This window comes from Bradyrhizobium sp. HKCCYLS3013, assembly GCF_051167615.1.
Lineage (GTDB): Bacteria > Pseudomonadota > Alphaproteobacteria > Rhizobiales > Xanthobacteraceae > Bradyrhizobium.
Map to the genome: position 1 here is coordinate 229,811 of NZ_JBNPTK010000007.1, position 18,676 is coordinate 248,486.

The 18,676-nt window shown below is 67.8% G+C and carries 16 protein-coding genes and 1 tRNA gene; 4 read left to right on the top strand and 13 right to left on the bottom strand.

The features are described 5' to 3' along the window. Positions 1 to 149: 149 nt before the first annotated feature. From ACQR1F_RS15665 to rpmH, 7 genes are all read right to left on the bottom strand, one after another. A complete protein-coding gene (locus tag ACQR1F_RS15665; protein WP_434913404.1) occupies positions 150 to 1,211 on the bottom strand; it encodes a DUF1036 domain-containing protein in 1,062 nt (353 codons plus the stop codon). 125 nt (positions 1,212 to 1,336) lie between these two features. Then, entirely contained in the window at positions 1,337 to 2,233 is an 897-nt protein-coding gene (argB, locus tag ACQR1F_RS15670) for an acetylglutamate kinase (RefSeq protein ID WP_315800474.1), read from the bottom strand. A gap of 75 nt (positions 2,234 to 2,308) precedes the next feature. Further along, positions 2,309 to 2,680 carry a DUF423 domain-containing protein gene (locus ACQR1F_RS15675; RefSeq protein WP_316183285.1) on the bottom strand — a complete coding sequence of 124 codons (372 nt, stop codon included), beginning with the start codon at positions 2,678 to 2,680 and terminating at the stop codon, positions 2,309 to 2,311. Continuing rightward, positions 2,677 to 3,336 (bottom strand): ribosome biogenesis GTP-binding protein YihA/YsxC, encoded by a 660-nt coding sequence (gene yihA / locus ACQR1F_RS15680; protein ID WP_315800472.1) that lies wholly within the window; start codon positions 3,334 to 3,336, stop codon positions 2,677 to 2,679. The genes ACQR1F_RS15675 and yihA overlap by 4 nt, the downstream gene beginning before the upstream one ends. 184 nt (positions 3,337 to 3,520) lie before the next feature. Next, positions 3,521 to 5,386 carry a membrane protein insertase YidC gene (gene yidC, locus ACQR1F_RS15685; protein ID WP_315800471.1) on the bottom strand — a complete coding sequence of 622 codons (1,866 nt, stop codon included), beginning with the start codon at positions 5,384 to 5,386 and terminating at the stop codon, positions 3,521 to 3,523. A gap of 22 nt (positions 5,387 to 5,408) precedes the next feature. Next, entirely contained in the window at positions 5,409 to 5,810 is a 402-nt protein-coding gene (gene rnpA, locus ACQR1F_RS15690; protein ID WP_315800470.1) for a ribonuclease P protein component, read from the bottom strand. A gap of 31 nt (positions 5,811 to 5,841) precedes the next feature. Beyond that, positions 5,842 to 5,976: a 50S ribosomal protein L34 gene (gene rpmH, locus ACQR1F_RS15695; protein WP_006609582.1), complete on the bottom strand. Its 135-nt coding sequence runs from the start codon at positions 5,974 to 5,976 to the stop codon at positions 5,842 to 5,844. A gap of 500 nt (positions 5,977 to 6,476) precedes the next feature. On the opposite strand from rpmH, the gene ACQR1F_RS15700 reads away from it, so the two are divergent. The 3 genes from ACQR1F_RS15700 (at position 6,477) to hisC (ending at position 9,459) form a co-directional block, all read left to right on the top strand. Then, complete coding sequence (locus tag ACQR1F_RS15700; protein WP_315715364.1) at positions 6,477 to 7,952, top strand: sensor histidine kinase; 1,476 nt, start codon at positions 6,477 to 6,479, stop codon at positions 7,950 to 7,952. Between the two features lie 269 nt (positions 7,953 to 8,221). Further along, positions 8,222 to 8,298: transfer RNA gene (locus ACQR1F_RS15705), tRNA-Arg, on the top strand. 93 nt (positions 8,299 to 8,391) lie between these two features. Beyond that, positions 8,392 to 9,459 (top strand): histidinol-phosphate transaminase, encoded by a 1,068-nt coding sequence (gene hisC / locus ACQR1F_RS15710; protein WP_434913405.1) that lies wholly within the window; start codon positions 8,392 to 8,394, stop codon positions 9,457 to 9,459. 237 nt (positions 9,460 to 9,696) lie between these two features. Here the strand turns inward: hisC and ACQR1F_RS15715 are convergent, their stop codons facing one another. The 6 genes from ACQR1F_RS15715 to ACQR1F_RS15740 form a co-directional block, all read right to left on the bottom strand. After that, the gene (locus ACQR1F_RS15715; protein ID WP_434886837.1) at positions 9,697 to 10,521 is read right to left on the bottom strand and encodes an NAD(+)--dinitrogen-reductase ADP-D-ribosyltransferase; all 825 of its coding nucleotides are present in this window, start codon (positions 10,519 to 10,521) and stop codon (positions 9,697 to 9,699) included. Positions 10,522 to 10,679: 158 nt separating this feature from the next. Beyond that, positions 10,680 to 11,870, bottom strand: coding sequence for a VWA domain-containing protein (locus ACQR1F_RS15720; protein WP_434881930.1), 1,191 nt, complete (start codon positions 11,868 to 11,870; stop codon positions 10,680 to 10,682). Further along, a complete protein-coding gene (locus ACQR1F_RS15725; protein WP_434913406.1) occupies positions 11,867 to 14,248 on the bottom strand; it encodes a DUF5682 family protein in 2,382 nt (793 codons plus the stop codon). The genes ACQR1F_RS15720 and ACQR1F_RS15725 overlap by 4 nt, the downstream gene beginning before the upstream one ends. Position 14,249: 1 nt before the next feature. Next, complete coding sequence (locus ACQR1F_RS15730) at positions 14,250 to 15,353, bottom strand: ATP-binding protein (protein ID WP_434913407.1); 1,104 nt, start codon at positions 15,351 to 15,353, stop codon at positions 14,250 to 14,252. 29 nt (positions 15,354 to 15,382) lie between these two features. After that, positions 15,383 to 16,777, bottom strand: a complete 1,395-nt coding sequence (locus ACQR1F_RS15735) for a DUF5691 domain-containing protein (protein ID WP_434913408.1) — start codon at positions 16,775 to 16,777, stop codon at positions 15,383 to 15,385. A gap of 2 nt (positions 16,778 to 16,779) precedes the next feature. Beyond that, positions 16,780 to 18,210 (bottom strand): SWIM zinc finger family protein, encoded by a 1,431-nt coding sequence (locus tag ACQR1F_RS15740; RefSeq protein WP_434913409.1) that lies wholly within the window; start codon positions 18,208 to 18,210, stop codon positions 16,780 to 16,782. 196 nt (positions 18,211 to 18,406) lie between these two features. Here ACQR1F_RS15740 and ACQR1F_RS15745 point away from each other — a divergent pair, with 196 nt between their 5' ends. Next, positions 18,407 to 18,568, top strand: coding sequence for a hypothetical protein (locus ACQR1F_RS15745; RefSeq protein WP_434913410.1), 162 nt, complete (start codon positions 18,407 to 18,409; stop codon positions 18,566 to 18,568). The last annotated feature ends 108 nt before the right edge of the window (positions 18,569 to 18,676 follow it).

The window sequence follows — 18,676 nt, forward strand, 5'->3', positions numbered from 1 at the left end:
GAACGCCGGGACCCATACCGCGTGATCTGTCTTGAGGCAGGATGGCTGACGCTGGCGGCCCAAACCACGGCCGGTGGCTATGGATCCCGGCGTTCGCCGGGATGACGGCGGAATTTGTTGCGGTATCCCGGGACTCATCGATGCGTCCATCACGGCAACGCAAACCGCAGCGTCTTGCCGCCGCGGGTGATGTCGACCGAAGTGAAGCCGGTGGCCGCGAAGCCGCGGCTCGGGCAGTCGCCCTGCTCGGAGGTCTCGAACTTGTTCTCGCGGGTGCAGAGCTGCACCAGGCCGCCCCAGTTCAGCGGCTTGTTCTTCAGCTTGATGGTGCGGTTCTCATCGTCGACCGCCTCGGCGAAGCTGTAGACCTTCTTCGGCTGTCCGGTGATGTCGGGATGCAGGCACTTGCCGGCATCGATCCGGTACCAGCCGCGGCTCACCACGGTGCGGCCGTCGTCGGTGCCGACCGCCGCCATGACCTTGTGCGGCGTGTCGTTGCACCAGGTCAGTCCCACCGGGGATGGTGTCTGCACCGCATCGACCATCGTGGCGAAGAAGCTCGGCTGCGACACGACATCAGAAGACAAGCCGCGGCTTTTCAGGAACGCCGCGAGCGCGGCCTGCGTCTTCGGTCCGTCGACGCCGTCGATCGGTGAGGCGTCATAGCCGGCGATGCCGAGCAGCCGCTGGATGCCGGCGAGCCGCGCCTGCTCGTCGTCATATTCGGCGCTCTCGGCGAGATAGGCGATCAGGGTGCCGTCATCGGTCTTGCTCGGCGTGACCTGTGTGAAGGCCGCCGGCGTCTGCCCGGTGCGGCACTGCCGGGCGGCGGCGATGACGAAATTGTCGGGCGCCACGCACAGCTGGTCGTTGCCGTTCTCGGCGAGCGGCGACGCGCCGTAGAGGCTGAGCGCACGCGCATGCAAGAGAATGCGGTCGGCGGTCAGCGTCCCCTGCAGCACCACGCGGCAGGTCGCCGGATCGAGCCGGAACCAGCCGCGCGTTGCGGTCGCCGCCTTCTCGTCGATGCCGATTGCGGCCTCCACAACGTAGCTCATGCGATTGCAGAGCTTGAGGTCGGCGCGGGCAGGGGTGGTGAAGGCGAGGAGCGGAAGGAGGACCGTTAGGGCAAGTAAAGCGCGCGCCAGGATGGACTTCGCTCGTCCACCTCCCTCTCCGCCGTCATGGCCGGGCTTGACCCGGCCATCCATCTTTTTGCGAGCACCAGAGAGTAAGGCGTGGATGCCCGGGCCTTCGCCGCGCCGAAGCGGCTTCGGCCGCGCAGGCGGGTCAAGCCCGGGCATGACGACCTTTAATGTGGTGGCGGCCGTGCCCATCACTTGTGGATCAGCGTGCCCGTGCCCTGGTTGGTGAACAGCTCGAGCAGCACCGCGTGCGACACCTTGCCGTCGAGGATGACGACGCCCTGCACGCCCTGCTCGAGCGCGTAGATGCAGGTCTCGACCTTGGGGATCATACCGCCGGAGATGGTGCCGTCGGCGATCAGCTTGCGCGCGTCCTTGATCGAGATTTCCGGGATCAGCTTCTTCGACTTGTCGAGCACGCCGGGCACGTCGGTCAGCAGCAGCAGCCGCTTGGCCTTCAGCGCGCCGGCGACGGCGCCGGCGAAGGTGTCGGCATTGACGTTGAAGGTCTGGCCCTCCTTCGAGGTCGCGAGCGGCGCCAGCACCGGGATCAGCTCGTAGCCGATCAGCTGGTTCAGCAGCGTGAGATCGACCTTGTCCGGCTCGCCGACGAAGCCGAGATCGACCACCTTCTCGATGTGGCTGTCGGGATCGACCATGGTGCGGGTCGCCTTGACCGCGCGCACCATGTTGCCGTCCTTGCCGCACAGCCCGACGGCCTTGCCGCCAGCCTCGTTGATGTAACCGACCAGCTGCTTGTTGATCGAGCCGGCCAGCACCATCTCGACGATCTCGATGGTCGCGGCATCGGTGATGCGCAGGCCGGCCGCGAATTCCGAGACGATGCCGAGGCGCTTGAGCATGGTCGCGATCTGCGGCCCGCCGCCATGCACCACCACCGGGTTGATCGCGGTCTGCTCGAGCAGCACGATGTCGCGCGCAAACGCCTTCGCGGTGTCCTCGTCACCCATGGCGTGGCCGCCATATTTGATGACGATGGTTTCGTCGTCATACTCCTGCATGTGCGGGAGTGCTTCGGACAGGATGCGGGCCTGATCGAGCGGGCTGATGGTGGTCGCGTCGGTCATGTCTGGGAGGTCTCGGCTGTCAGGGGCGTCGCGCCGCGTTCTAGCCGATTGGAGCCCGCGGCGCAAAGCGCCGGATCAGGCCCGCCGCGGCCACAGCGCGCAGACCGCGAGTGCGAGCCAGCTCGCGATCTGCAGGCTACCGCCGATCGGTGCTGCGAACGGAAACAGCCGGTCGCCGGTGAACTGCCGCATCAGGAGGTCGCCCGCGAACAGGGCTGGGCCGAGCACGAAGCCGATCGCCGTGGCCAGGCCGATGCGCCTCGCGACGACGCCGCGTTCGGCCAGCGCGATGGTGCCGAGCAGGGCGCAGGCATGGAACAGCAGCATGGTCGAGGCGGTCGCGAGCCGGGATGCATCGGGATCGTGCGCGGCCTTGGCCGCCAGCGCGACGCCGGCGGCGCCCATCAGCCCGGCCATTGCGACCAGGATTCGCCACGGCGTCATCATGTGCTCCGCTCTTCCAGCAGCCGCACCATGGCGGCGCGCAGCTCCGGCATGCCGGTGCCGGATCGTGACGACGTCGCCAGCACCTGCGGGAACGCCGCCGGATGCTTGGCGAGCGCGGCCTCGGTCTCGGCGATCCGGCTTGCGAGCTCGGCCGGCTTGATCTGATCGGCCTTGGTCAGGACGAGCTGATAGCTGACGGCGGACCGGTCCAGCGTCTTGAGGATCTCCTGATCGACTTCCTTCAGCCCATGACGGGCATCGATCAGCACATAGACGCGGGCGAGCGAGGCGCGGCCGAGCAGGAATTTGTGAATCAGCTCGGTCCAGGACGCGACCTTGGTCTTCGCCGCGGCGGCATAGCCATAGCCGGGCATGTCGACCAGCCGCAGCGGCGCATGCTCGGGCCCCTCGAAGAAGATCAGCTCCTGGGTGCGGCCCGGCGTATGCGAGGTGCGCGCCAGCGCGTTCTGGCCGGTCAGCGCGTTGATCAGGCTGGACTTGCCGACATTGGAGCGGCCGGCGAAGGCGACTTCGATCGCCCCCATCGGCGGCAGGCTTTCGATCGACGGTGATGCGTGCGTGAAGCGCCACGCCTGCGCAAACAGCTTGCGGCCTTTCTCGATCAGGCGGTCGTCTGCATCGGCGCTGGTGGTCATGACAAGCCTTCGCTCTTCGTCATGCCCGGGCTTGACCCGCCTGCGGGGCCGAAGCCCCTTCGGCGCGGCGAAGGCCCGGGCATCCACGCCCATTGCGCGGGATATCAAAACGTGGATGGCCGGGACAAGCCCGGCCATCACGGTAGATGGTTCGTTGCTTCAGCGGCTCACACCGCCTTGGTCGTCAAGCCGCTTTTTTCCTGAACGTGCCGCGGATGTTGTCGAACAGCTCCACCTTGACGCCGTTGCGGCGCATGATGAAGCCCTGCTGCAGCACCGACAGCGTGTTGTTCCATGCCCAGTAGATCACGAGACCGGCCGGGAAGCCCGCGAGCATGAAGGTGAAGATCAGCGGCATCCAGTTGAAGATCATCGCCTGGGTCGGATCGGGCGGCGTGGGGTTCAGCTTCATCTGGAACCACATCGTGATGCCCATGATGATCGGCCAGATGCCGAGCGCGAGGTAATGCCCGAACAGCGGCAGCTGGGTCGGATCGAAATGCAGGAGCCCGAACAGCGTGAACAGATTGGTCGGATCCGGCGACGAGAGGTCCTTGATCCAGCCATAGAACGGCGCGTGTCGCATCTCGATGGTGACGAACAGCACCTTGTAGAGCGAGAAGAACACCGGGATCTGCAGCACGACCGGCAGACAGCCGGCGACCGGGTTGATCTTCTCCTTCTTGTAGATCTCCATCATCTCCTGCTGCTGCTTCATCCGGTCGTCCGGATAGCGCTCCTTGAGCGCCTGGAGCTGCGGCTGGATCGCCTTCATCTTCGCCATTGAGGCGTAGGACTTGTTGGCGAGCGGGAAGAACAGGAGCTTCACCAGCACCGTCACCAGCAGGATCGAGATGCCGAAATTGCCGAAGAAGCGGAAGAAGAAGTCGAGCGCCAGGAACATCGGCTTGGTCAGGAAGTAGAACCAGCCCCAGTCGATCAGCAGATCGAAATGGTTCAGCCCGAGCTTCTGGTTGTAGCCGCCGAGGCCGCCGATCGGGAAGTTGATGCCGACGACGCCGGCCTCCTTGGCGCCGGCGAACAGCCGCGTGGAGACGCTGGTCGAGCCGCCGGCCGGCACCGTCTGCGGGGTCTCGACATAGTCCGTCTGGTAGCGATGCTGGTTGTCGACCAGCTTCGACGAATAGTTCGCCTGCAGGCGGGCATCCGTCATCGGCAGCAGCGCCGCCGCCCAATATTTGTCGGTGATGCCGAGCCAGCCATTGGTGACGTCGAACTTCGCCGCCTTCTCGTCGTCCATCTTCTTGTAGGTGAATTCCTGCAGGCCCTTCTCGCCGAGATAGCCGATCAGGCCTTCGTGCAGGATGTAGTAGCCGGACACGTGCGGCGTGCCGTGGCGCGAGATCAGGCCGTAGGGATACAGCGTCACCGGCGCGTTGCCGGCATTGGTGACGTCATCCTTGATGGTGAAGAGATAGTGGTCGTCGACGGAAATGGTGCGCTGGAAAGTCAGGCCGTCGCCGTTGGTAGTGGTCAGCTTCACCGGGGTCGACGGCGTCAGCGCATTCGAGCCGTCCTGCTGCCAGACCGTGTTCTGGTCGGGCACCTGCACCTTGGCGCCGGCGGCGTTCACCCAGCCGAACTCGGCGTAATAGGGTTCGGCGGTGTTGGACGGCGAGAACAGCACGATAGCCGGCGATTTCGGATCGACCGTCTCGCGGTACTGCACGAAGGCCAGATCGTCGATCCGCGCGCCCTTGAGCGAGATGCTGCCGGTCAGCCGCGGCGTGTCGATCTTGACGCGCGGCGTGGCGGCGATGGCGGTGTCGCGCGGCATCACGCCGGTGCTGGTCACGGCGCCGCCCGGCGCGCTCGGGCTGCCGGTCGCGGTCGCGCCCGGCTGCGGGGTGGCTGACGGCGCGGCGCTGTCGGGCTGGGTTGCCGGCGCCTGCTTCTTGGCGAGCTCGGCCTGCATCTGCGCCTGCGCGCGCTGCTTCTCCATCTGCGGGCCGTTGTAGAAGACCTGCCACAGGATCAGCACGAGGCCGGATAGAATGACGGCGAGGATGGTGTTGCGATTGTCGGTCATCGTTTTCTTATCGTCTCGTCGTTCAATCCGGTTTGCGGGAATGCGCGTCCGGAGCGGAAGCGTTCTGCTGGTTCAGCTTGCGCGGCTGCGGCTTGGCCTGCGGCCGATCGAGGCGGCGGAGCGTCGCCTGGAGGTCGGCGAGCATGGTCTGGAAATCGCGTGACAGGGCATCCCGCCGGCCGACCAGCACGTAGTCACTGTGCGGCCGCATCGACAAGGGATCGAGCCGTTTCACAAGCTCGCGCAACCGCCGACGGATGCGATTACGCTCCGTGGCGGTGCCATTCTTCTTGGTGACGGTAAAGCCGATCCGGACCGGGCCCTGGTCCGGCCGTTCCCGGCGCTGGACCACGAAGGCAGGGCTGTTCGCCCGCACGCCATCGGCAACGGCGAGGAAGTCCGCCCGCTGCCGTAGCCGATCCATGATGGAAATCTCCGGGACAGACGCCCTGGCTTCAGGCGCTGAGACGCTTGCGGCCCCGGGCGCGACGCGCGGCAAGGACCTTGCGGCCGCCGGTGGTGGCGAGACGGGCGCGGAAGCCGTGACGGCGCTTGCGCACCAGTTTGCTGGGTTGATAAGTCCGCTTCACGGGTCGTTCTCCGCTGACGGGCAATTTGCCAGTTGACAACTTGCCTGCTTGAAATGTCGATTGATGTCCGGTGATGCTTCCGGGCCCGAAATGGACCGCTGCCGGCCCTGAAATCGAGCCGCTCCCGGGCGAGCCGGGTCATCGCGGACGGTTGGCGCGGCTTATAAGGGAGCGTCCCGCCTTCGTCAATCGCGGCAAGGCGTCATAGGCGGTGCAGGGATCGACGACGTCGAGATCCCGTAAAGACCTTCGTCACCAGCCGCGGGTCAGCGTCGCGAACGACACGAGGCAGGACGAGAACGCAAGACCCTGCGCACAAGACGAAGGCAAGAATAGCCTCGGCGCGGCGGGGTTGAAGATGTCAGAGATCGTGCAGTTTTGGGTTCCATTATGAACGATTTGGAAACCGGAACATGAGCGATCCGTAATTTGACCGGACTCCGGTGCAGTCCCATCTTGCGGTCCCGTAAGGGTGGGGGTGTCTCTTACAAGGGCGATACGTGACCGAGAGCGACAACCAGCCAATCCTGGAGCGCCTGCGACCGAAACGGTCGCGCCGGCTCGGCTTGTCTGGCAAGCTGCTGCTGTTGACCATTCCGCTGGTGATGATCGCGGAGGTGCTGATCTACGTGCCGGCGATCGCCAATTTCTGGACCAACCGGCTCAACGACCGCCTGGCGGCCGCCAATACCGCTGCGCTGGTGCTCGACGCCGCACCGTCCGGCATGGTGCCGGATTCGCTGGCGCGGCAGATCCTCACCTCCATCAACGCGCGCGGCGTCGCCATCAAGATGGGCCAGCAGCGCCGCCTGCTCGCGAGCGCCGACCTGCCCGCCTCGATCGACCACGACTTCGACATGCGCGACATGACGGCGTGGTCGTCGATCGTGAATTCGCTGACGATGATGACGGAGACCGGCGATCACACCATGCGGGTGATCGGGCCGGCGCCGGGCCGGGCCCAGTTCATCGAGGTGGTCACCGACGAGAAGCCGCTGCGCAAGGCGATGTACCGGTTCTCGCGCAACCTGCTCGGCGTGTCGCTGCTGCTGGCGGTGCTGACCGCGGCGCTGGTCTATCTTGCTCTGCATTTCCTGTTCGTGCGGCCGATGCGGCGCCTCACCGCGAGCCTCGTCGGCTTCCACGAAAATCCGGAGAGCGTGGCGCGAATCATCGTGCCGAGCCAGCGTTCCGACGAGATCGGCGTCGCCGAGCGCGAGCTTGCCGACATGCAGCGCGACCTCGTCTCGATGCTGCATCAGAAGAGCCGGCTCGCCGCGCTCGGCCTCGCCGTGTCCAAGATCAATCACGATCTGCGCAACCTGCTGGCCTCGTCGCAGCTGCTGTCGGACCAGCTCGCCAGCGTGCCCGATCCGCGGGTGCAGCGCTTCGCGCCGAAGCTGATGCGCTCGCTGGAGCGCGCCATCGCGTTCTGCCAGTCGACCTTGTCCTACGGCAAGGTGCAGGAGCCGGCGCCGGACCGCCGCATGGTGGTGGTCGAGCCCGTCGTCGCGGAGGTGCGGGAGACCGCCGGCCTGTCGCCGGATGCCTCGATCACCTGGATCGCTGCGATCGAGCGCGGGCTGAAGATCGATGCCGATCCCGACCAGCTGTTCCGCGTGCTGCTCAACCTGGTGCGCAATGCCGCCCAGGCCCTGGACAGCCTCGCGGCGGATGCGGGCGTGCGCCAGATCCGCATCACCGGCCGCCGCGAGGGCGGGGTGGCGATCCTGGAGGTCTCGGACACGGGTCCCGGTGTCCCGGCGAAGGTGCGAGAGCACCTGTTCGAGGCCTTCCGCGGTGCCGGTCGTCCGGGCGGCTCGGGGCTGGGCCTTGCGATCGCGGCCGAACTGGTCCGGGCCCATGATGGCGACATCCAACTGGTCGAAGGGACCCTGGGGGCCACCTTCCGAATCACGATCCCTGACCGCCCTGTCGAGCTGCAGACCTTCTGGACCGAGCGCGCCAGCGCCTGAACCGGACCGGCCCACCTGCCATTCCGGCGGGCGATGCCGCAGGCGTCGAGCCCGGAACTCCCGTTGTGTCGGAACGAGCCCGTCCGCTCCGGCCATGCCAAACCGTGCCGGCGCGTCTGCGGAAAAATGGTCGCAAAATGTCCCGCTCCAGCCTTGCCAAGCGGTCTCCGAGCCGTTAGTCAGGGGCCCTTCGCGAGGCCTGCCGGCGTTTGCCGCTCCGGCCTTCCGGGATCCGGCCCCTGGCCCGGAGCCTGCCAAATGCGAAAAATGCGCCCGTAGCTCAGCTGGATAGAGCATCAGACTACGAATCTGAGGGTCGGACGTTCGAATCGTTCCGGGCGCGCCATTTGCCGATGATCCACACCACGTTCAGTTCGCACGACCATCGCTTCCGATCGATGCGTCGATCGGCGGATCTCGGGTGCGCAGGAGAACAATCGTGAGTCGCTTCTGGTCAGAGCTCGTTCATGGGCTGTCGCCCTATGTGCCCGGCGAGCAGCCGCAGATCCCGGGCCTGGTCAAGCTCAACACCAATGAGAGCCCGTTCGGACCCTCGCCCAAGGCGATCGAGGCCATACGGGCGGCCGCTGCCGACACCTTGCGGCTCTATCCGGATCCGCAGGCAACGCAGCTGCGCGAGGCGCTCGCGGCCTATCACAAGGTCTCACCGGAGCAGGTGTTCGTCGGCAACGGCTCGGACGAGGTGCTCGCGCACACCTTCGCGGCGCTCCTGAAGCAACCCGCGCCGCTGCTGTTCCCCGACGTGACCTACAGCTTCTATCCCGTGTATTGTCGCCTGCTCGGCATCGACTACACGACCGTTCCGCTCAATGCCGAGATGCGCGTGCGTATCGACGATTATGTCGGTCGCCCCGGCCCGGTGATCATCGCCAATCCGAACGCACCGACGGGCATCGCGCTGCCGAGCGCCGAGATCGCGCGACTCGCGGCGGCGCGTCGCGACGCGGCCGTCGTCATCGACGAGGCCTATGTCGATTTCGGCGCCGAGACCGCGATTCCCTTGATCCGTGACTACCCCAACCTGCTGGTGGTGCAGACGATGTCGAAATCGCGCGCGCTCGCAGGACTCCGCGTCGGCTACGCGATCGGCGATGCCGCGCTGATCGAGGGCCTGACGCGGGTCAAGGACAGCTTCAACTCCTACCCGCTCGGCCGGCCCGCCCAGGCCGGCGCGATCGCCGCGATTGAGGACGAGGCGCACTTCCAGCAGGCGCGCTCGGTCATCATGAAGAACCGCGCCGACCTCACCGCTGCGCTGGTTCGGCTCGGCTTCGAGGTGCTGCCGTCCAGCGCCAATTTCGTCTTCGCCCGGCATCCGGACCATTCCGGCCAGGCGCTGTCCGCAGCCTTGCGCCAGCGCGCAGTGCTCGTCCGCCATTTCACCGCCCCGCGGATCGCGAACTATCTGCGCATCACGATCGGCTCGGAGACGGAGCTTGCGCGGCTGACGGACGCGCTGCGCGAGGTGCTGGCGCAGAATGGTTGAGGGCCGTGGCTGAGACGACGATCGGTCGGAGCGGATCCGCCACGGCCGGCACACTCTGCGACGTCTGGATGCCCTTGCTCCAAGACATCAGGCCCGAAGCGCGCGCAATCTCCAGCAGCCGGGACACCTGCACGTGAATGTCCGCCGTCACGTCGCGGTCGAGCCTGTCGCGCCAGCGCGCAGGAATGGCCGCCAGCGCGCGTTCCTCGACATCAGGCGCGGTCATGCGGAGCCTGCTCACACATAGTCGACGCTCACGCGGTAGTCGCCGCCGATCACGAGGTATTCGCCTTCGCCCTTCAGCGCATGTGACGACAGCAGGCCGTTGAAGAACACGATCTTGCTGACGGGAATCCTCGCGGTGAGAATCATGTCGCCGAAGCAGCCCGCAGTGTCGCGGTCGGAGGAGAACGAGACGAGGTTGTTGAGCCGGACCACCGCCTCGCGCCGTGTCGTTTGCTCCACGATCCAATGCTCGTCGAACGAATTGACGCCGCGATGCAGCGTCAGATGCGTCTCGTCCGGAAAGGCGAAGCGGCGGATCGCCCATTGGCAGAATTCGAACAGCAGATCGAGTTGCACCCAGATTGCATTGTTGTGGAAGCGGCTCGACATCTTCTCCTGGACATAGGTCGTCCAGGCCCGGCTTGCCACGCGTTCGATGATCTCCTTGTGGTAGGACGGACCGAGGCCGAACCGGCTCTCGACCCAGCCCTTGAGCACGGCGCCTTCCGGGCCGTTGCTGTCGAAGCCCCAGCCCTGGATCAGCCGCAGGAAGGACGAGCGGAAGCGCCGCTGGCCGCCGGACGTCGCGGCGCGTTGCTCGGGATCGAGGCCGAACATCGCCATCATGTAGGTGGTGAAGGCTTCGCCGGCTTCGGCGAGATGTTCGGCCTGATCGAGCATCGTGAACAGGCTGGGGTTCATCTCCGTGACGCCCCAGATGTGCAGCGGCACCGCGCTGTCGTTGAAGGCACAGCTCGCCAGCCACGCGGAGGGACGCCCGACGAGATTGGTCGAATGGCCGATGCCGCGGTGGGCGCGCTGTGCTGCGTCGTTCATGGCCGGCATGATGCCGTGTGGCAGGCCGAGAGCGCAATCCTCGTGGAGTCGTCGAGGAGCATCAGCCAGATGACCAGCAATCCGCCGGCCAAACCGACCACGGGCAGGACCGCATAGCGCCCGAGTTGCAGGATGCAGATGAGAACCAAGCGCTTCATTCACACGCCCGAGACGCCGTCCTCCGGCCGCACCAGCTTGATGTCCTGCGCTGCGGCCCACGACCAGATGTCCTGGCGCTTCAGCGCGGTCGCCATCAACTCCGGAAACTGGTGCGGCGTGCAGGCGAACACCGGGCAGCCGAGCGAGGCCAGGATTGCGGCATGCTTGCCGTCATAGGCCGGACGGCCGTCGTCGTTGAGCGCCAGCAGCACGATCAGGTTCACGCCCGACGAGACCAGCGCCTTGGCGCGGGCCAGCATCTGCTCGGCGATGCCGCCCTCGATGAGATCGCTGATCAGCACCATGTGCGTCCGCGCCGGCTCGCGGACCAGGCGCTCGCAATAGGCCAGCGCCTGGTTGATGTCGGTGCCGCCGCCGAGCTGCACCGAGAACAGCACCTCGACCGGATCGGCCAGCTCCTCGGTGAGGTCGATGATGTTGGTGTCGAACACCACGAGCTTCATCGCGATCGCCGGGATCGAGGCCAGCACCGCGGCGAAGATCGAGGAGTAGACGACGGAGGTGCCCATCGAGCCCGACTGGTCGACGCAGAGGATCACCTCCTCCAGATTGGTCCGGCGCGCGGCGCGCGCGTGCCCGATCAATGTCTCCGGCACGATGGTGCGATGCTCGGCCTGCCAGTGGCGCAGATTCCTGCCGATCGTGCGCGGCCAGTCGATGTCGCCGGCGCGCGGCCGGCGGGTGAGGCGGCGGCGGTCGACCGCGCCCCGGATCGTCTCGGTGGTGCGGGCGTCGAGCTTTTCCATCAGCTCCTTCACCACCTTGGCGACGACCTGGCGCGCCGTCGCCTTGGTCTTCTCCGGCATCACCGCGCGCAGCGCCATCAGGTCGGCGACGAGATGCACGTCGGCTTCGAGGGCGGCGAGGAACTCCGGCTGCAGCAGCATCTCCTTCAGGCCGAGCCGCTCGAACGCGTCCTTCTGGATTACCTGCACGACCGGCGCGGGAAAGAACTCCCTGATGTCGCCGAGCCAGCTCGCCACGCGCGGCGCCGAGCCGCCGAGGCCGCCACGTCGGCCCCCGCCGCGCTTGCCGCCGGAGCCGGCGTCATAGAGTCCGGCCAGCGCCGCATCGAGCCGCCGATCGCGATCGGACAGGCCGGCCTGGTCGTCGCCGCCGAGCACGAGGCGCCAGCGGCGGTTGCGCTCGGCAGCAGCGTCGTCGCTCATCGATTAGCCTCCTTGATCGGCCGGTCGGCGCCCAGGATGGTCAACAGCAAGGGCAGAGCCGCATCGAAGCCGGCAGCGCTGGCCGACAGCGCTGCGAGCGGCTGCAGCGGACTCGCATCTGAAGTGGAAGCGACGGCCAGCGGCCGCTGCCTGGCCAGCTCGTCGAGCAGGCGCCGCCGCTCGTTGCGGTCGAAGCTCGCGAAGGCACGGCGCATCACCGGCAGCAGGTTGTTGAACGCCTCGTCGTCGATCGCAGCCAGCCAGCCGTCGATGATCCGGCGCAGCATCTGGTCGTGCAGCAGCACCTGGCCGCTCTGGCCGAGAAACCCGTCGAGCCAGTCGCCGGCCTCCAGGGTCGGCACGCTGTGGGAGAGCGCGCGCGACAGTGCCAGCGCGGCCTGCTCCGGTGAGACGATGCCCTGATCGTACAGCAGGCGGCCCGCCAGGCCCTTCACCAGCGGATGCGCTGCCGCATCGGCGGCGACATGCAGCAGCGTGCGGCTCCAGCCGTCGCGCAGGCCGCGATCCTCGATCAGCCCGATCGCGACGTCGAGCCGCGCCAGCCTGCCGCGCAGATCGGCGGCGACGTCGGCTTGCAGGTTGCGGCAGGCATAGACGAGGCCGGCACAGATCGCCTCGACGAGGCTGGTCACCAGCAGGCGCAGCGCCTCGGTCGGCAGCGCCCGCGCGGTGCCGTAGCGCAGGATTTCGGCGAGCGGCGGCACGGCCTCGGTGAGGTCGGCAACGTCGCTGGTCGCAGCCGAGCGCTGTTGCAGCAGCACGATCGTCGTTTCGGCCGCCTCGCTCAGACCCGCTTCGAGACAGCCGCGCACGAGGTCCGCGACGGTGTTCAACGAGGTCGCCGCCTGCGCGTGGGTGACGGCGGCGTTGCCTGCGGCCTGCGCGACGGTCGTGCCGTGCACCAGCGCCTCGACCAGACGCACCGAGAATTCCGGCTCCCAGCGCAGCCGCCAGTTCTCGCGAAAGGTGCCGCGGCTCTGTCCCGATCCCTGCAACCGTCCCCACGGCACCTGGATCAGCGCGAGGCGATGCAGGAGCTGCGACTTGGCAAGCCCAGCCTCGCTGCGCAGGTCGAGCGCCATGTCGGTGTCGAGCGCCTCGGGCTTCAGCTTCAGCTTGCGCTGCCAGCGCGCGAGATCGGCGGCGAGCGGCATCTGCGGCACGCTGTCGTCGATCTCGCCGACACGTTGCCCGATGATGAGCTGCTGGTCGATCAGGCGGAACGGCGCCGTCTCGCCTTCGCAAAGCGTGGCAAGGCTCGCCTCGCGCATCTCGGCCAGTCCCGGCAAAGCGACGTCGCGCAACGCGGCCAGCGTGATCGCGAGCCGGGACGCCTCGATGACGGATGCCGTCGATGCCGGCCGGCCGTTCCGCCGCAGCAGCTCCGCGACCCGCGCCTGCCAGCGCGTGGTGAAGCCGGTGGCGTCGAGTGCTGCGGCTTGGCCGTGCTGCAGTCCCTGCCACAGATGCGCGTACCAGCCGGGCGAGATCACGCCGGCGCCATAGCCGGACGAAGCGGCGAGGCGTGTCTCCGTCCACGGCACCCAGGTCGCGGTGACCTTGACCCGCGGCAGCCCCTTCAACAGCGCGCGATCGTCCTTCAGCGCCACTTTCCGGCGCAGCGCCGGCACGTGCCAGGCGCCGCAGATAACGGCGACCGTGCCGTCCTGCGCGCTCAGCGCCGCTGCGATTTCCAGGCGCATGTGCGCTTCGCGGCGCAGCTCGCGCTGGGCTTCATCCGCCGGCTGATAGGGCAGGGGATCGATTGTCTCGCGCAACGCCGCGATGGCCGCTTCCAGCGCGGCAAAGATCTCCGGTCCATGCGTGCCCTGCTCGACGATCGCGTTCCACCAGGACTCGCTGTCGTCATAGCCGGCGAGCGTGGCGAGATAGGCCAAAGGATCGCGCCGGATCTGTGCCAGCTCCGGATCGGTGGTCTCGGGCTGCTCCTGCGCAGCCGCGTTGGCGTCCTCCGGCGTGGCCTTGCCTTCATCGCTCTCCGGCTTCGCCGCCTTGGCCCGTTCGGCCAGCCGATGCGACGCCGGCAGATCGATGAAGCGGACCGGTCGCTGCTTCGCCAGCGCCCAGCGGATCGCCTGCCATTCCGGCGAGAACACCGCGAACGGGAAGAAGCTGGCGTTGCTCGCATCGTCCTGCGCATGCACCAGCAAGGCGATGGGCGGCACCATCGCCGGCGATGCGGCGAAGGAGATCAGCTCATCGGCATCCGGCGGACCCTCGATCAGCACGACCGCCGGATCGGCGGCGTCGAGCGCCGCCAGCACGGCGCGTGCCGAGCCGGGTCCGTGATGACGGATGCCGAGGAGGTGCAGGCGATCGGACGAAGCTGCGGCCACGTCACATCACTTCGCGGATCGCGCCGTAGAGATCGGCCCAGGGCTTGCGCTCGCGCACCACGGTTTCAAGATATTCCTGCAGCACGACCTTGTCCTGCACCGGATCCTTGACGATGGCGCCGACGAGGTTCGCCGCCATGCTCTGTGCGTCGATCACGCCGGAGCCGAAATGGCCGGCCTCCGCCCAGGCGCCGATCGTCACCGCGATCGCCTCCGCCGTCGACAGCGAGCCTGACGGCGACTTCAGCTTGAGCCGGCCGTCGAGCGTCTGGCCGTCGCGCAGCTCGCGGAACACCGTGACGATGCGCATGATCTCCTGGTCGGCCGGCGCGATTGTCGGCAGCTCCAGCCCGCCGCCGATCTCGCCGACCCGCTTGGTGACGATCTTCACCTCCTCATCCAGGTCGGCGGGCAGCGGCAGCACCACGACATTGAAGCGCCGCTTCAGCGCCGAGGACAATTCATTGACGCCCTTGTCGCGCGCATTTGCCGTCGCGATCATGTTGAAGCCGCGCCGGGCGTGCACGGCGTCGTTGATCTCCGCGATCGGCATCAGCTTCTCCGACAGCACCGTGATCAGCGTGTCCTGCACGTCCGACGGCATGCGCGTCAGCTCCTCGAAGCGCACGATCCGTCCGGCCTCCATCGCGCGCATCAGCGGGGTCGCCACCATGGCCTCGCGCGACGGGCCTTTTGCCAGCAGCAGCGCATAGTTCCAGCCGTAGCGGATCTGGTTCTCGTCGGTGCCGGCGGTGCATTGCACGATCAGCTCGGACGAGCCGGAGATCGCGGCGGCGAGATGCTCGGAGACCCACGACTTCGCTGTGCCGGGCACGCCCAGGATCAGCAGCGCGCGATCGGTCGCGAGCGTCGCCACGGCGGTCTCGATCAGCCGGCGGTTGCCGATATATTTCGGCGTGATCTCGACGCCCGATCTGGTGCGGCCGCCCATCAGATAGGTCACGACCGCCTGTGGCGACAGCCGCCACTGCGCCGGCCGCGCCCGCGTGTCTTCCTGCGCCAGCGCCTCGAGCTCGTGGGCATGCAGCGTTTCCGCGGAGCGGCGCAACTGGCCGTCGGTGGGGCTCGCATCGGCGTTCGTCATGGACGTGCTCCGGAGTGTTGGATGGCGCGTTACGTCGGCAACGCGCAAACGAGGTCGGCGAAATCCTTGGCCGCCCGCGCAGTGGCGGGGGACAGCGGGGTGAGCGTGGCGATGAAGGCGGGCATCGTCGCGCGCGGCATCAGCGCAGCCATGAGCACCAGCCGGCCGTCGTCCTTCTGCGCCGCCAGCGTGGTCGCGTCGGCGAGGTCCTGGATCGCCTTCTGCCAGGCCGGTGACGCCAGCACGCGTTCGGCGACCTCCGCTGCGAGCGGCTGGCGCGCCTTCGCCGCGAGCGACATCAGGGCATATCCGTGCAGTGAGTCGCCGCCGCAGAGACGCGCGCCGATGATGCGCAGCACGGTGTCGTCGTCGCCTTCGGCCGCGGCGGCATCCATCAGCAGCATGAGCACGCGATGCTCGGATGGCGGCAGTGCCGCGATCAGCGCCTCGGGCGATACGCCGACCGCGGCAGCGAGCGCGCCGAGCTGCAGCCCGCCGAACAGCCGCTCGCGCAACGCCTCGGCCTCCTGCCATTTCAGGCCGTCGGCCGGCAGCTTGAAGGTCACTGTCGACGCCGAGCCGAGGCCGATCTTGGCGAGGAACGAGCCCGCGCGCTGGAAGCACTGAGCGGCCTCGCTCAGCCGGGTGCCGCGTTCGGCGCGTTCAGCGATGCGCGTGAGGAGCTGTGCGGCGATCTGCTTGATGCTGTCGGCGCGATCGGCGCTCAGGCTCTCCAGAAACGGCTGATCATCGGAGCCGAGGCCGACCATCAGCGCATCGAGCAGCGCAGCGCGGACCGGTGCGGGCTCGCTCTTCCACACCGATTCGATCAGCGCGCGGCCGTCGGCGGGATTGTTGCGGCGCTGCTCCGCGACGAAGGCGCGCCGCTGCGCCTTCGGGAAGGTGGTCCAGTTCTCGATGGTGATGCGTTCGAAGAACAGGCCCTTCGTCGCATCGTCATCGGCGTCGGAGGCGATCAGCGCCAGATAGGCACGCTCGGCGAGGCCGTGGTCCTCGGCATTGGCTTTGATGTGCGGCACGAGATCCGGCAGATCGAACGGGTGCAGCCGGCAGCCGGCGGCCTGGACACGGTGCAGCGCGAGCGGCAGGGCGCTCGACGCCAGCGACTTCTCGACGCTGCGCGCCAGGGCCTTGAGCGCGCGCCGCGCCGGTTCGGGCAGGATGGGCCGCGCGTCCTGGTGCAGCCGCAGGGCGGCATCAGGGACGGGATCGGCGACAGGCGCCGTCGCGCCGGCGAAGCGCTGCCATTGTGCGGCCAGCGCCAGCAGGGGCAGCGCCGGCTCGCGCCCCTGCGGCAATAGTTCGGCCAGCGCAGGCGGCGTTGCCAAGGGCTGCCGCGCGAGGCCAAGCAGGAAGGATTGGCGCAGACGGGCATGGCTCTGGGGATCGATTGCGCTCGCCATCGTCAGCCCTCGTAATGCCAGCGGCCGAGCGCCGTTTCGGCGGCGAGCACCTGCGCAACGCGGCCGTCCCACAGACACAGCAGCGACAGGTCGTCGAGGCCGAGCAGCGGGGTCAGCTGGTCGAACTGGCTGCGTTCCACCGCGATCGCATCTCCGGCCTTGTCGGTGATGGCGAGCGCGCCCTTGCCGGTGGTGTGGAGCGTGACGCCCGCAAGCAGCAGCGGCCAGCGATCGAGCCACGGCAGGGCGGCGAGCCGCGCGGTGTAGTCCTGCAGCGCTGGTGCGAGCCCCGGCAGCGGCCGCGGCCAGGTCGCGGTCGCCGCCGTCTTGCGGCTCGCCAGCAGCCCGCGCAACGGCGCGGCGGACGGATAGAACACGACCTCGCCGTCGATGGTCTCCCCGGGCGCGAACGGAAATCCGGCGCCGCCGCCGGACACCGGCACGAAATCGACCAGCACCGCGGCGCGCGGCTGGCTGAGGTCATCGCCAGTGTTGACGAGCCATGTCTCGAGCCTGCGCAGCTTGTCCGGCTGCACCTCGGACAGGTTGGCGGCAACGATCCACACGCTGCTTGCGCGCGGCGCCGCGGCGTCCGCCAGCAGCTCCTCGCGGCGCAGCGACCAGCCGACCGCGCGTCGGACATCCTCGCGCAGCGGCGCCGGCAGGCGGTCCTGATGCCGGTAGGCCGAGGCGATCAAGGTCATCGTGCCGAGCTGCTCGATGGCGAGATCGGCGCGGCGATCCTCGCGGACACGAAACAGTTCGGACGAGAGCTGATCGAGCCGCGCAGCGAGGCCGCCGGCCTTGGCATCGACCAGCCGTGTCGACAGCGTGCGCGCGGCGGATGCGGCGCGGGTAGCGAAATCGGCAAGCCCCTGGTTGAGCTGATCCGCGATCCAGCGCTCCAGTTCGTCGAGCCCGGCGAGGATCGCGGCCTCGCGCTCGGCCCTGATGCGCTGGCGTTGCGCCTCGGCGCGCGCGGCAGCCTTTGGATCGGCGGGAGCAATCGTCGCGGTCTCTGCCAGCGCAGCATCGAGCGAAGGCGGCGCGCCCGCATCATCGCCCTCCGGCTTCGGCTTGCCCGGCGCGCGGCCGCTCGAGCCGCGCCGCCGCGCGCTCCAGTCGTCGACCCATTGCGGCGGGCTGGTGGTCTCGAACCGCTCCGGCTTGTCGACCCGCAGCCACAGCACCGCCAGCACATGCTTGCAGGGAAACTTGCGGCTGGGGCAGGTGCATTTGTAGCCGCTGCCTTCGGCTGCGGTGACCACGCGATACGGTGTCGCGCCCGAGCCCTGGCATTCGCCCCACAGCACCTCGGCATCGCTGCTCGCGGCGAGCACCGGCCAGTTCGCCGGCTTCACCAGCTTCAGCGCCGCGGCGAGTGAGGCCTGATCAGGCGCGAGCCCTTCGATTCGTTCGCGTGTCAGTGACACCCACTCTCCCAACCGGCTGATCGCGCGATGCCGCACTCCCTAGCAGATGGTTGTGGAGCCGCACAACAATTCGAGCGCGCCGCCCGCCGATTTCCTTTCGCGTCGCACGGACTGGGCAAAGCGTGCAACGCTCGGCTTGTGACGCGCACGTCGGCAGAATTGCGAAATTTCCCGGGCGCACATGCGGCGGACGTCGATGCCTTCGACGCTGCGGCTCGGACGGAACGACATTGCCGCCGGGCAGGCGAAACAGTTGGCGTGTGAAGCGCAATGGCGCGCTGCCTGGCTCGTCGTCGTCTATCAACTCGAAGCCGGCTGTTCAAACGCGCGGGAATTTTTCCCGGTCATGCACCGATGAGATGCCCGGAGCGTCTGCGTCGTTCTGTAATCCTGCGGTAAGGCGCGTGACGCTTACTTCGAAGCGTCCTTACGGCCGACGTCACATCGGTTTCGCCATCGACAGCGT

What these genes read in the sequence shown, in the direction of transcription:
- ACQR1F_RS15675 (WP_316183285.1), bottom strand. Translation starts at nt 2,680, where the DNA reads ATGATGACGCCGTGGCGAATCCTGGTCGCAATGGCCGGGCTGATGGGC.
- yihA (WP_315800472.1), bottom strand. Translation starts at nt 3,336, where the DNA reads ATGACCACCAGCGCCGATGCAGACGACCGCCTGATCGAGAAAGGCCGC.
- rnpA (WP_315800470.1), bottom strand. Translation starts at nt 5,810, where the DNA reads ATGGATCGGCTACGGCAGCGGGCGGACTTCCTCGCCGTTGCCGATGGC.
- ACQR1F_RS15745 (WP_434913410.1), top strand. Translation starts at nt 18,407, where the DNA reads ATGCCTTCGACGCTGCGGCTCGGACGGAACGACATTGCCGCCGGGCAG.
- ACQR1F_RS15730 (WP_434913407.1), bottom strand. Translation starts at nt 15,353, where the DNA reads ATGACGAACGCCGATGCGAGCCCCACCGACGGCCAGTTGCGCCGCTCC.
- ACQR1F_RS15735 (WP_434913408.1), bottom strand. Translation starts at nt 16,777, where the DNA reads ATGGCGAGCGCAATCGATCCCCAGAGCCATGCCCGTCTGCGCCAATCC.
- ACQR1F_RS15665 (WP_434913404.1), bottom strand. Translation starts at nt 1,211, where the DNA reads ATGGATGGCCGGGTCAAGCCCGGCCATGACGGCGGAGAGGGAGGTGGA.
- ACQR1F_RS15715 (WP_434886837.1), bottom strand. Translation starts at nt 10,521, where the DNA reads ATGAACGACGCAGCACAGCGCGCCCACCGCGGCATCGGCCATTCGACC.
- yidC (WP_315800471.1), bottom strand. Translation starts at nt 5,386, where the DNA reads ATGACCGACAATCGCAACACCATCCTCGCCGTCATTCTATCCGGCCTC.
- ACQR1F_RS15720 (WP_434881930.1), bottom strand. Translation starts at nt 11,870, where the DNA reads ATGAGCGACGACGCTGCTGCCGAGCGCAACCGCCGCTGGCGCCTCGTG.
- argB (WP_315800474.1), bottom strand. Translation starts at nt 2,233, where the DNA reads ATGACCGACGCGACCACCATCAGCCCGCTCGATCAGGCCCGCATCCTG.